The 13,112-nt window shown below is 40.8% G+C and carries 9 protein-coding genes and 1 pseudogene; 5 read left to right on the forward strand and 5 right to left on the reverse strand.

Annotation, left to right across the window (positions count from 1 at the left end; translation table 11 throughout):
- A partial coding sequence (locus RMZ42_RS16480; protein WP_322672387.1) for a glutathione S-transferase family protein occupies positions 1-751 on the forward strand: 751 nt, incomplete at its 5' end.
- Positions 752-976: 225 nt separating this feature from the next.
- Here RMZ42_RS16480 and RMZ42_RS16485 read toward each other — a convergent pair.
- From RMZ42_RS16485 to RMZ42_RS16505, 5 genes and pseudogenes are all read right to left on the reverse strand, one after another.
- A complete protein-coding gene (locus RMZ42_RS16485; protein ID WP_322672388.1) occupies positions 977-1,141 on the reverse strand; it encodes a hypothetical protein in 165 nt (54 codons plus the stop codon).
- Positions 1,142-1,251: 110 nt separating this feature from the next.
- Positions 1,252-1,575, reverse strand: coding sequence for a helix-turn-helix transcriptional regulator (locus tag RMZ42_RS16490; RefSeq protein WP_322672389.1), 324 nt, complete (start codon positions 1,573-1,575; stop codon positions 1,252-1,254).
- Between the two features lie 390 nt (positions 1,576-1,965).
- On the reverse strand, positions 1,966-2,646 hold the full coding sequence (locus tag RMZ42_RS16495; protein WP_322672390.1) for an SDR family oxidoreductase: 681 nt from the start codon (positions 2,644-2,646) through the stop codon (positions 1,966-1,968).
- A 1-nt stretch (position 2,647) separates the two neighbouring features.
- Entirely contained in the window at positions 2,648-4,069 is a 1,422-nt protein-coding gene (locus RMZ42_RS16500; protein ID WP_322672391.1) for a Rieske 2Fe-2S domain-containing protein, read from the reverse strand.
- A gap of 194 nt (positions 4,070-4,263) precedes the next feature.
- Positions 4,264-4,464 (reverse strand): annotated as a pseudogene (locus tag RMZ42_RS16505) (IS4 family transposase); the annotation flags it as partial.
- Positions 4,465-4,868: 404 nt separating this feature from the next.
- On the opposite strand from RMZ42_RS16505, the gene RMZ42_RS16510 reads away from it, so the two are divergent.
- The 4 genes from RMZ42_RS16510 (at position 4,869) to RMZ42_RS16525 (ending at position 12,962) form a co-directional block, all read left to right on the forward strand.
- A complete protein-coding gene (locus tag RMZ42_RS16510; RefSeq protein ID WP_322672392.1) occupies positions 4,869-5,597 on the forward strand; it encodes a response regulator transcription factor in 729 nt (242 codons plus the stop codon).
- Positions 5,598-5,624: 27 nt separating this feature from the next.
- Positions 5,625-7,505 (forward strand): CHASE2 domain-containing protein, encoded by a 1,881-nt coding sequence (locus tag RMZ42_RS16515; RefSeq protein WP_322672393.1) that lies wholly within the window; start codon positions 5,625-5,627, stop codon positions 7,503-7,505.
- Positions 7,506-7,807: 302 nt separating this feature from the next.
- The gene (locus RMZ42_RS16520; RefSeq protein ID WP_322672394.1) at positions 7,808-8,464 is read left to right on the forward strand and encodes a DUF928 domain-containing protein; all 657 of its coding nucleotides are present in this window, start codon (positions 7,808-7,810) and stop codon (positions 8,462-8,464) included.
- 445 nt (positions 8,465-8,909) lie between these two features.
- Positions 8,910-12,962 carry a filamentous hemagglutinin N-terminal domain-containing protein gene (locus RMZ42_RS16525; RefSeq protein WP_322672395.1) on the forward strand — a complete coding sequence of 1,351 codons (4,053 nt, stop codon included), beginning with the start codon at positions 8,910-8,912 and terminating at the stop codon, positions 12,960-12,962.
- Positions 12,963-13,112: the final 150 nt, after the last annotated feature.

The raw sequence follows: 13,112 nt of genomic DNA on the forward strand, positions 1-13,112 counted from the left end.
CCCTACCCAGACGAGCTTTCAGCTTTACAAGCGTGCCATTCACACACACCCAAAGCAGAAAATTGAACCGAAAAGAGAAATCACCATGACCCTGACAATGACACCCACTATTACTGCCTTTGAACGGTCGCCTGATGGCGGCAAGGGACTGGCGCGTGACATGCGCGTTCGCTGGGCGCTCGAAGAAGTGGGCCAACCTTACAACGTTCGTCTTGTTTCGTTCAGTGAGATGAAGCAACCCGCGCACCGTGCGCTTCATCCTTTCGGGCAAATTCCAACCTATGAGGATGGCGATCTCGCCCTGTTCGAGTCGGGGGCGATCGTGTTCCATATCGCGGAGCGCCATACAGGGCTGTTGCCAGACGATGCCAATAGTCGAACGCGAGCGATCGCATGGATGTTTGCCGCACTTAACACGATGGAGCCGCCAATCGTTGATCGGGAAATGGCCACGTACTTAGAGCGTGATGAGGCCTGGTACGAGCAGCGCCTGCGTGTCGTCGAAGGCCGCATCCGTAACCGGCTCTTAGAACTTTCCAGTCACCTTGGAGATGCCGACTGGCTCGATGGTGCATTCAGCGCAGGCGACCTGATGATGGTGGAAGTGCTGCTCAGGTTGAAAGACTCGGGTATGCTGGACGACTATCCAAATCTCTCTACCTATGTCGCCCGTGGTGAAGCGCGGCCCGCCTTCAAGCGTGCTTTCGCCGCTCAATTAGCGGTTTTCACTCTTCAGCAACCGACTGGCTGACTAGCGCAAAAGAGAGATTTGACACTATTGCTCCTGCCCCCTGCCCCCTGCCTCCTATTTGTATCAACTTTAAAGTGAAACGGTATTACATGTAATGCCCATTGAGCATTAATGGTATCAGAAGCGGCGATCGCAGATAGGAAGATGATGTAGGTTTGCCCAAAAATTTATCCCTTGATGACCAAACCCCGGCATGAATTACGCAAACAATTGCAAACTGTTTAACTATAAGCATTTCAGCTTTACAAGCGTGCCATTCTCTACATAACTGATGTGGCCACCATTATCAGCAACTTCTAACCGGAGAATGTAGCTATCATTCTGCAACAGCGATGGGTCGAACTTACCCAGTACACTATTAGCGATCGTTAGAAGTTTACTTCCGGCCACTCCGGGTTAGCTTTGGCTACTTTTGCCGCACTGAAGTTTTAATTTAGTTGCTCTCGGATTTCGTGTTTGAGGAAAGTAGGTTGCTCTCCTTGATGCTTTTTATGCAACTTTTAGTTGTAAATATCAACCCCTAATTGCACAATTTTGGTTGATTTCAAGCACAGTAACTCAGCTAATGTACAGCCAAATATTTTACACAAAGCAGTAAGGACTTCTGGAGAAGCGTTTTTGACATCTGTATTTGTCTCCATCCTGTTCAAGTACTGGCGAGAAATATCTACTTCAAATTCAGTAAGCCTTTTGGATAAATTCAACAACGGTATATCGCCACGCAACTCACGCATTTTTTGCCCACGCGCAGCTGTCCATTTTATAGAACCTACTTCTGTCAGTGGTAACATCACGACCTCTTCCATATCTTCTCTACTTGCCATATTATGCAACTTCTAGTTTACAATCAAAATAATTTGTTGCAACTATTTGTAGCATAAATTTAGTCATTGCGATCGCACTGTGCCAGTTGCGTAAGTCCTGTAGTACTTCACTAATACCATTTCTATTCCGAATACAAAGCTTTCAGAACTGGATCAAAGTAATACTTCTGTACTATTGAAGGCGATCGCCTCCACGAGGTTACCAGTAATCTGACAACAGAGCGTGTTATTTCTTTAACTTCCTATGACTTTATTCTTGAAGCTCTTTTCTGTGCAGCTTCAATGTAAATTGATATCAGTATTCACGTAATTCTTCGATAATTCAACTGTCGGCTCCTAATTGCAACGATGTCTACGACGGGCTACGCCTACGCAATTGAGATTCACTCTTTAATGTATAGTCAAGGGAATCCCGTTATCTTTGGGTTTTAAATTGAGAATAAACGGAACAGCTTTCAATACCCAATCGGACACGGGTGTATAATTAGCAGCTTCTTCTCCAAAGCTAATAGAAAGCATATCTGTATGAATGATACCTGGATTGAGGGGTATAGCTGCCATACCAGTTGGCAATTCTTGTGCCAAAGAACGAGTTAATCCTTCTATTGCCCACTTAGAAGCACAGTATGGTGCTACTTGGGCTGAAGTCGAACGTCCCCAGCCAGAACTAAAGTTAACAATAATACCCCGTTTGTTTTTCACCATTGCTGGTACGAAATGGCGAATTATATTCGCTACTCCTTTGATATTGATATCTATAAGCTCAGAAAATTCTTCAGATGGTATTTCCCACAAAGGTGCTAGGTAATTAGTAATTGCTGCATTATTTATCACTATATCTGGCGGTGAATATTTTTGAAGTACGTCTTGGGCCCATTTTTTTACAAGTTGTTCATTTGCCACATCTACAGATGTGAAATCGTTGTTAGCACTAAACTTTTGGCGTATTTTATCGATAGCATCTGATGAACGAGCGCAACCAATAACAGTATGTCCCTGTTGAATAAAACCCTCGGTCATCGCATAACCTAAACCTTTGCTTATGCCCGTAATTAAGATCAGCTTAGTCATATTATTCTGTTATTATTAGATTTCGGTTTTTTTCCGGTCGGTTTCGTGGGGGTAAGGTTCGTCCATCATAAAACTGAATAACTAACTTACTTAGTCCGATCCATGCTAGTGCAAAGATTAAGGGAGCTAGAGTTTCAATCACAACTACTACAACTGATGTTGTCTGAAAAAATAAAAGCATTGGAGTCCAAGCCAAAGTAAGTACTGCTGCAACTCCACTCCCAAATCTCAATCGCTCAATAATAGAAAGTGCCGAGCTACAACTAGCACATTTTTCCGTATGAGAATGATACCTCTCCAGCAGCACGGACTTTGCCAATGGGGGAGAAAAAGTCTCTTTGCCAAATGGTTCAGCGTTATATTGGTTTACCCACTGACGCAGTTCAAATACAAAACTATCTGCTTTGGTTGGAAGGTAAAAGGCTTTAGTAAAGTTCGGGCTACCTCCTTTAGCTTCAAGATACCTTTCCTGATAGTGGAGAAAAATTTGATCGTCTTCTAAAACGCCATTTTGTCCAATGTGGTAATACCAACGCGGTCTGAGCTTAATAAACCAACCTGGAAGTTTATCAGGAAACTTAAAAGGAAAACGTGCAAATACACGACATTCTCCTTTACGTATAGGTGTAGCATAAACAACGGTTAGAATTCTGCCGCGCTGGGAGTTGATGTCGTGCCACATTAAACTTGGAGCGACGAAGGTTGTAGATAACTCTCCTGATTGCCCTGGTTTCAAACCTTGTTTCCAAATCCCTTTGAATCCATGTTTCCCAGATTCAATCACTTCAAGTTCTAGAGGTGCTGCATTTGCCCTATTTCCTACCGTTTTATGGTGTGTAAACGATATGTGGCTAGGGTCTAGTATATTTTCTAATAGGGTTAATGCATCATAAGGTACATCTCTAAATGTATTAATTACAACCCATCCTTCTGGAGATTCTTCTAATGGTTCAATTATTGGGACTTCGGTTTTGGCAGCATTTTCATATTCACCAACGTATACAAACAGTAGTCCTTGCTTCTCGATAGTTGGTAATGATGCCACACAAGCTCGTTTTGATGTCTCTGCTGTTCCACCTTCGACTTGTTGAGGAATCCTTTGACAATTTCCATCTCCAGAAAAACCCCAACCGTGATAGGGACATTCCAAAAGCCCATCGTCACTAATTCTGCCTTCAGACAACGGTGCTAAACGATGAGGACACTGGTCTTCAAAGCTTCTCCAAGATTGGGCAAGTCTATCCCACCAAATTACAATATCTCTTCCCAGCACTGTAAAAGGCGTTGGTTTTGATTTGTCTAAGTCCTCTAGGTAATGGATGGGATACCATGTTTCTTTACAATCAAAACTATTCGGATCGCTGCCGCCCCCAGGCTGTTTTGAGTGCAAACTATCTCTGACGTTAACTTCTTTCTCAAGCATTTTTGATGTTTATTAACTTTTATTGCCTACTCTAAGATTTATTTTAACTAGTATGAACATTGGCTGTATGGCGATCGCATTTCCATTTTTGATTTTATGAATAGCCACTAAAATGGCAGATAATATGCTATTAGTAAACACTGACAAGACAAGTTTCTCAATCCTTCCCTACGCCGAGAACTCTTACCCCATTATCAGGCTTGAACACTGACTGGAACAGGGAGAATACGACCCAAACCTGTGAGCTTGCGGAAAATCTGAGTCAATAAAATAGGCTCAGGTTTTTGAGGAAGCATTTTTATGGTTTCACGGACATATTGAAAGTCGTGACAGTGAGGCTTGAGGTCAACAATGCCGCATTCGGGGTTACTGTGACGGAAATTAGCTAGAAGATGAGCTTTCTGGCGAAGTAATCGCACTAATGTTATAAAATCGTGTTGCTCTCATTGCCGTTTGAATTTAGACTTGCTGTCTAGGTTTGCACTTTTGTGCATAGCTTGAAAATTGATCTCCAATTAAAATAGGTGCATACTTTAACGAGTAGAGTTAGGGATAAAAATTACAAAATATGAATCTCAAGATAAACCTGACAATTCAGGCCATGTGGAAAAGCTCATTTTAGCGGTTTCCTAACCCTGATTTTCCGTTAGCTATTTTCATTAACTTAAAGCTATTGATAATTAAGCTGTAAAAAAAGCCAAGCTTTTTCGAGGATTGAGGACTTACCGTGAAAAGTAAGCAAAATAAACACTGTAGAGTAAAAGATTTTTTGTAAAGCTTAAGGAAACTTTTAGTTTAAATGAACATAAGTAAAAATCCGGTAGAAGTAAGTTTGAAAAAAGATCGCACTTATGGACATTTACCAGTGGAGAAAAAACTGGGTATTCTTGTTGTCGATGACCATCAATTAATTTTAACTGGTACTCTTGATGTATTAAATCGAGAGTATCCCGAAGCTGCTATTGTTAAAGCTCAGACTAGAGAAGAGACACTTTATCAACTTCAACTTCATCAGTTTGACTTGATTGTGATGGATTTATCAATTCCCGATCGGCAAGGGAAGATAGCAGAAATTGATACCGGAATTAAGCTGTTGCAAAATTTGCTCAAAGAATATCCCCATCAAAATTTTATCGTGCAAACTAGTTATGTGAAAGCCTTGATCCGGATCAAACACGAGATTGATAATCATCAAGGTGGGTTTGCGATCGCAGACAAAGGATTACCCGAAAATGAAATGCTGATGCGGGTTAATTTGGCACTTCAGGGTGCAACTCACACCAAAGACATCAAAACGGGAATCGAACTCAAACCAGAATGGTTGGATGTGTTGCGGTTAGCTTTTGAAGAGAGTTTAACAGATAAAGCGATCGCCGATCGAATGTATAAATCAGAACGAGCAGTGCGGACTTACTGGACAAAGATTCAGGATGTTTTGGGTGTATATCCTGAAGACTGCAAGCAAAGCGGTAAGAATATGCGAATCCAAACCGAAGTTCGTTCCCGTGAAGAAGGCTTAATTGATTAATACGCAAAAAATTAAGCTGGAAGCTAGATGAAAAGGAGAATCAGGAATCGCATTTGGAAAGAATTCAGGTTATGGTCGCTGGCTCTACGTCCAGGGATCGTAGTGCTGTTGTTGGTAATGTTAATCCGAATAACTGGAGGAATACAATCTTGGGAATGGATGCTGCTTGATACGATGCTACGTTTGCGTCCGATAGAAAACCCTGATGAACGTGTAGTAATTGTGGGTATCGACGAAAAAGATATTGAATGGGTTAAACAATATCCAATCCCAGATCAGAAGATTGCAGAGTTACTCACCAAGCTGGAAACTTATAAACCGCTAGCCATTGGGTTGGATATCTTCAAAAATGTTCCTGTAGAACCTGGTGGCGAACAACTAGCGCAGATATTACGAGCAAATTCTAATATTATTGGTATTGAAAAAATTTTACCGCCTGGAGAAACTTCACCACCCCAGAGCTTGCCATCCGAACGAGTTGGGTTTGTCGATTTACCTAATGATGAAGATAGCAAAAATCGACGCTATTTGTTGTATACGCCAAATCCTAAGAATATCAATGAAGATAAATATTCTTTAGCACTGCGGTTAGTTATTAAGTATTTAAATGCGAAAGGAATTGAGCCGCAAACTGGAAAAAATGACCCGAATACAATAAGATTCCGTGGGATTGAATTACCCCGAATTACCCATAATTTTGGCGGATATGTCAGGGCTGATGATGGGGGGTTGTCAATTTTGATGAACTTTCGCAACAGCGATCGACCTTTTAATATTGTTTCGCTGCGCGATATTCTCAACGATCGAGTTGATGCAGAATTGCTGCGCGATCGCATTGTCTTAGTTGGCAATCGCAATATGAGCGCGGGTGATATTTTTTATACTTCAGCTTTATCTAATTTAAAATTAAGCGGTCAAATTTATGGCATTGACTATCACGCTCATGTTATCAGTCAAATTCTTAGTAGCGTAATAGATAGCCGGACAATGTTGCATAGTTGGGGAGAGTTTGGAGAGTACACATGGATATTTGTTTGGGGGATTTTGTCTATCGTTATCGGACGGTTTACCGAATCTGCTCAAGCAAATTTACTGACTGTAACTGTAGCAGCATTTTGTTTGTTTAGCTGCGGGTATATGATGCTGTGGGTGTGGGGTGTATGGATTCCTGTAGCACCTAGTTTTCTGATATTAGCCGTGAATGGGTTAGGTTTAGGTGCTTTTTACCAGCATGATAAATTTTTGCGATCGCAAATTAAGGAACGTCAAAACACAATTCAACACACATTTACCGTAATTCATAATGGCCCTTTGCAAATTCTTGCTTATGGATTAAAGCATCTGCGTGCTAAAGATATTCCTTACGAACAACTGGTTGAGCAATTTGAAAAACTCGATCGCGAAATTCGTGAACTTGGCGATTTTCTCAAACTCGAAGCATTAACCACAGAAGAGAGCTTACGTTTAGGTAGCGGATTAATACTTGAATTGAAACGACCTTTGCATGATTTATTATATGAGGTTTACTCAAGTACATTAGAACGTAAAGATTTTGAACATTTTAAAACATTAAAAGTTAAAATTCGGAATTTTGAACCGATTGATGATAAATATTTAACTATAGAACAAAAACGGGGAATATGTCTGTTTTTAGAAGAAGCTTTATGTAATGTTGGTAAACACGCCCAAGGAGTCAAGCGAGTTCAAGCATCGGGTGTTTATAGTGCAAATAAATACAATTTATCTGTAAGAGATAACGGTTCAGGTATTAAATCAAAACTAGAGAATAAAGGCACAAAACATTTTAAAATGCTTGCTAAACAATTAGGAGGAGAGTTTCGCCGTGAATCGCTTTCTCCGCGTGGGACTATATGTGAACTTCGTTGGAAACCTACAAAGGAATTTTAAGAAGGAATAAGGCGTTATATCATGTCTGCTAGATTACTTATTAAACCTGAAGAACCCCACCCCGCCAAAGCTATGCTTTGTCTCCCCTCTCCGGCTTGCAGGGAGAGGCTGGGGGTGAGGTGCAATGACTGTGGAAATCATAACTAATTATACGGACATGATATTAATCGCCAGAATTCTCAATTCTTAAAAAGTTTTAGATAACCACACAATCAACAGCATTTACCATGAGTCATCAACATTTCGTATTTTGGGAAAATAAGCGCAGATTTACAAGCTTGGTTGTAGGAGTAGTTTTTCTTATGACCGCAGTCCCAGCATTTGCTCAGTTTAAACCACGCGATCGCAAACCAGCCAGCGACAATACCCGTGCAGGTGGTTCGCGTGGATGTTCAGCTAGCGGCATACCACTGACGCAGCTTGCACCTCAGACATTTATCGGTAAAACTGCTTCCACACGTCCAACCTTAGCTTGGTATATGTCAAGTTCTCAAAATGCGCGATTCCAACTGTATGAATTTGATTCACCCAAGACAGTTAAAAAAATTGGGCAAGTTAAAGAAATACCCACAACAGTTGGGATTAACAAACTAAAACTTCCCGTTGATTACCCCGAACTCACAGTCGGTAAAACATATTTATGGCAAATTGCAATTGACTGCGAAAACGACACGATTATTAGACGTGCAGAATTTACCGTTATCAATCCTCAATCACTTGCTAAAAATCGATTTACTAGCATTCCAGAAAGTATAAATTATTATACTGGAAATGAACTGTGGTATGAAGCATTAGAAGAAGCATTAAAAGCAACTGGTAATGCTAAATTGGGGCAAACTGGGGCAACTTTAGTTAAAGAACTTGCACAGTCAGAAATGCTTATCGGTAATGACGTAGATAAAAAAAATATTCAGCAACGAATTGAATACCTCCAGAAAATTGGCAGCGAAAAAATATAGCAGTTTTCATTTTGATGCAACACACTCTGACCTCACTCCAAACCTCTCTCCTAAAAGGAGAGAGGCTTTGAATCTTACTCCGCTTCCAGCAATAAAAGTTTTTCCGATCCCCTCTCCTAAGAGGCTACGGTGTACACACAAGTCTAAAATAGTTTACTCACTTGGTTTTTCATGTCAGTTTTACCCCACCCTAACCCTCCCCTTAGAAAGGCTACGGTGTACACACAAGTCGAATTACCCCCCTTAGTCCCCCCTTTACAAGGGGGGAAACAAGAAAAATCCGGTTCCCTCCCCTTTACAAGGGGAGGGTTAGGGTGGGGTAATTCGAGAACTGGTAGTAATTCGATAACTTGTGTGTACACGGTAGTTCTTAAGAGGAGAGGGTTAGGGTGAGGTCTTTATTAAACAACTAAGAACCACTATAAAAATAGTAGGCAGAATAGAAATGGTAAAAACTTGGTCAGTTGCTGTCACAGGATGGCTGGGATGCGTCGTAGGTATTGCAGTTTCTATTAATCCTACTTTTGCTCAGTTAACTCCCGATAACAGCCTGGGAAAAGAGCGATCGCAAGTCGTTCCTATTAATCAAAACAATGACCGCATTCAGGGCGGTGCGGCTCGTGGCACTAACCTATTTCACAGTTTTCAAGATTTTAACGTCGGTGTTGGTCGAGGCGTTTATTTCGCTAATCCAGAAGGGATAACAAATATCTTTTCTCGCGTTACTGGTGGTAACTCATCAAATATTTTCGGGACATTGGGAGTATTAGGTAATGCGAATTTATTCTTGCTAAATCCCAATGGCATTTTATTTGGTAAAAATGCCCAGTTAGATATGCAGGGGTCATTTGTGGGGACAACGGCAAGTAGTGTAAAATTCGCTGATGGTAGAGAGTTTAGTGCAACTACCCCTCAAAATACACCTTTGCTAACTATCAGCGTTCCTCTGGGCTTACAATTCGGGGTGAATCCTGGAAAAATCACAGTACAAGGATCGGGTCATAATTTAACGTACAATCCATCCACTGCTGGAACCATTAGAACTGATGTTCCTGGATTGCAAGTACAACCAGGGAAAACCCTTGCACTTGTTGGCGGTGACATAAATTTGGAAGGTGGAAATCTGAGGGCTGAGTCTGGGCGAATTGAATTAGGAAGCATCGTATCACCGAGTTTAGTTAGCTTGACGCAAAATGATTCAGGTTTATTTTTAGGATATTCAGATGTAAATGCTTTTGGAAATATCCAGCTATCTCAAAAAGCCTCAGCTGATGTCAGTGGAGAGGGTGGAGGTTCTATTCAAGTACAAGCAGGGAAACTATCAATGCGTGATGGTTCATCGCTTTTCTCTATTACCACTGGTTCAAAACCTGGGGGAGAGTTTAATGTCAACGCTACCGAGTCAATAGAACTAATTGGAGAATCAGCAGACAAAAATTATGCCAGCAGCTTAAATACAGAGTCTCAAGGTGCTGGTTCCTCTGGAGAGTTAAACGTTAATACAGGAAAATTAATCGCTACAGATGGAGCTTATATTTCAACTTATACTGTATCTTCCGGTAATGGAGGAAATTTGAATGTCAAAGCTTCTGACTCTATAGAATTGTTTGGCAGGGGTATATTTGGAAGTGGCTTTTATACAGGAACAAGTACCGATAGTAGTGGAAATGCTGGAAATTTGAGTGTCGAAGCTAGAACTTTGGCTATTAGTGAAGGTGGGCAACTTTTTGCCAGTAGCCCTGGAGAAGGAAATGCTGGAAATATTCAGATAAAAACAGATTCTCTCCAATCAACCAATGGGGCATCTATTGGCAGCAGTATCAATGGTAAAGGCAATGGGGGAAATATTACGATTGATGCTAATGATATTACTTTTGATAGTGATAGTTCTATTGACAGCAAGGTGTTTGCTGATGGTGTAGGTAAAGGTGGAAATATCCGGGTTAATACTAGAACCCTCTCATTATTGGGTGGTTCACAAATATCTACTAGAGTTGCTGGTAAAGGTGATGCAGGTAATATATTTATCAATGCCCGCGACACAATTCAGCTAGATGGGATAGTTGGCTATTCGATTGCTGGTATCACAAGTGATGTGATAACTGGAGGTGTCGGTAATGGGGGAAATATAGAAATCACAACTGGCTTGCTGTCGTTAACAAATGGTGCAAGTATTGATACAGGTACAAATGGAATAGGTAATGCAGGTAATATCACCATTAATGCCCGTGAAACTATTAATATAGACGGTTTTGGTAGGGGTTTTATTGAACAATTAGGAGAAGGTAAATTACCCAGCGGTATTAGTAGTGACGTTAGTTTTGATGGTGTAGGTAAAGGTGGAGATATCCGCATCAATACCAGAGAATTATTCTTAAACAACACAGGTGAAATTAGTGCTGATACCTTTGGACTGGGTGATGGAGGTAATATTTTTATTCAAGCAGCAGAAACAATTTACCTCAGCAATATTAATAATATTGATTTTACTGAAATTAGTAGCACTGTTTCCTCTGAAGCCAGAGGTAATGCTGGCACTATCAACATTAAATCTAGAGATTTATTATTAGATAATGCTGCGATTAATAGTTACACCTCTGGGCAGGGAAATGCTGGTAGGATCTCGATTAAAGTTCAAGACACCTTATCTTTAAATAATCAAGCAAAATTTATTAGTGCAACTTCAGAATTAGTAGGTAATGGTGGAGATATTGATATCCAAACAGGAAAGCTTTCTTTAGATAATGACTCTTATTTCTTCGCTAGCACTTCTGGTAAAGGAAACGCTGGTAATATCTCAATCCAAGCAACAGACACAGTTTCTCTTGCCAATAACAGTAGTATAGATAACAGCATCTCCAAAACAGGTGCAGGTAATGCCGGAAATATTCATATTTTTGCAAAGTCATTTTCTGTAAGCGGAGAATCTATCATTTTCAACAGCAATCTTGGTGGAAAAGGAAATGCTGGCGATATTTCAATCAATACAAAAGAGAATGTTTCTTTCACAGATGGTTCTTTTTTGAGTAATGCTACATTGGGTGATGGTAATGCCGGAAATATCAAAATTCAAGCAGGTGGCGCTGTGAAATTTTCTGGACGTAGTGAAAAACTTAGTGGCGGAATATCTAGCAGCGTGTCAAAAACCGGTGTAGGTAACAGTGGTGATATTGAGATTGTAGCCCGTAGTTTAGAGCTATCTAATGATGCTGATTTGTCTACATTATCTTTTGGTAAAGGCAACGCGGGTAATGTCTTGATAACTACATCAGGTGATACAACAATCAAAGATAGTAGTATAGCAACATTTATTGCCACAGAGGGAAATGCTGGTAAAATTGCAATTCGAGCAGGTGGTGATGTCTCTATTTCAGGAAAAAGCGGTTTGTCCTCCTTTCTTTACCTAAATGCAGTAGGTAAGGGTGGAGATATTGAAATTCAGGGGCGTAATTTTTCTTTATCCGATGGTGCTGTTTTATATTCCGCTACTGCTGGTAAAGGCGATGCTGGAAATGTGCTAATTAATGCCACTGGTGACATTTTTTTCACAAATGGTTCTAACATCAATGCTGCAACAATTGGGCAGGGAAATGCAGGTAACGTTACCGTTAATGCTGGCGGTAAATTCTCTCTTCAGGGGACAACTCCCAATGGTTTTAACTTTGATACTGGCATCTTTAGCATAGTCGCAATAGATGCAGGCTTCACAGGTAAAGGTGAAGGCGGCAATATTAATGTCACAGCCCGTGATTTATCTCTCAATGGTGCAGCTTTATCTGCGAGTAGTCTGGGAGATGGAATTGCCGGGAATATTAACATTAATTCAAGTGCTGTAAGACTAGATAATAAAGCGGCTATTAGTGCTGTAACTAACTCTAGTGATGGTGGAAATATTAGCTTAACTGCTACAGATTTATTACTATTGCGTCGTAACAGTAATATCACTACAACTGCGGGGTTAGCCAAATCAAGTGGCGATGGCGGTAACATCAATATAGACTCAAAATTCATCGTTGCCAGCCCTGAAGAAAACAGCGATATCAGCGCCGATGCATATACTGGTTCTGGTGGAAGAGTCCAAATCAATTCGCAAGGTATCTTCGGTATCGAGTCGCGTCCAAAACCAACTGAGAAAAGTGATATTACTGCAAGTTCGCAATTAGGCATTTCAGGTATAACAAATATTAACGCACCCGATACCAGTTCCATTCAAAACAGCTTTACTGAAGCATCTTCAAACGTCATCGATACTAATGCACTCATCGCCAATAGTTGCATTTCACGCAGTTCCAAGCAAGGGGGTACATTCTTCATTACTGGTTCTGGCGCTTTACGTAATACTCCAGGGGATCAATTAATTTCGGTATATTCCACTGGTGAGGTGCGTAATGTTGAACCAAAATCCCGCCTTTGGAAAAAAGGCAACCCGATTATTGAAGCACAAGGAGTTTATCGACTTGCTGATGGACAGTTGGTACTCAGTCGAGAATGCCATTAAAATATAGCGCTTCTGGGTTGAGTTCAATACAGAACTAACAAGAACGGTACTCATTTGCTATTTCGGCGTACCCATTTGTTATTTCGGCGTACCCATTTGCTATTTCGGCGTACTCATTTGCTATTTCGGCGTACTCATTTGCTATTTCGG

The sequence above is a fragment of the Nostoc sp. DedQUE05 genome, assembly GCF_034530955.1.
Classification (GTDB): domain Bacteria; phylum Cyanobacteriota; class Cyanobacteriia; order Cyanobacteriales; family Nostocaceae; genus Nostoc.

Coding starts and splice junctions, on each gene's coding strand:
- RMZ42_RS16490 (WP_322672389.1), bottom strand. CDS start 1,575: ATGGCAAGTAGAGAAGATATGGAAGAGGTCGTGATGTTACCACTGACA.
- RMZ42_RS16495 (WP_322672390.1), bottom strand. CDS start 2,646: ATGACTAAGCTGATCTTAATTACGGGCATAAGCAAAGGTTTAGGTTAT.
- RMZ42_RS16500 (WP_322672391.1), bottom strand. CDS start 4,069: ATGCTTGAGAAAGAAGTTAACGTCAGAGATAGTTTGCACTCAAAACAG.
- RMZ42_RS16510 (WP_322672392.1), top strand. CDS start 4,869: ATGAACATAAGTAAAAATCCGGTAGAAGTAAGTTTGAAAAAAGATCGC.
- RMZ42_RS16515 (WP_322672393.1), top strand. CDS start 5,625: ATGAAAAGGAGAATCAGGAATCGCATTTGGAAAGAATTCAGGTTATGG.
- RMZ42_RS16520 (WP_322672394.1), top strand. CDS start 7,808: ATGACCGCAGTCCCAGCATTTGCTCAGTTTAAACCACGCGATCGCAAA.
- RMZ42_RS16525 (WP_322672395.1), top strand. CDS start 8,910: ATGGTAAAAACTTGGTCAGTTGCTGTCACAGGATGGCTGGGATGCGTC.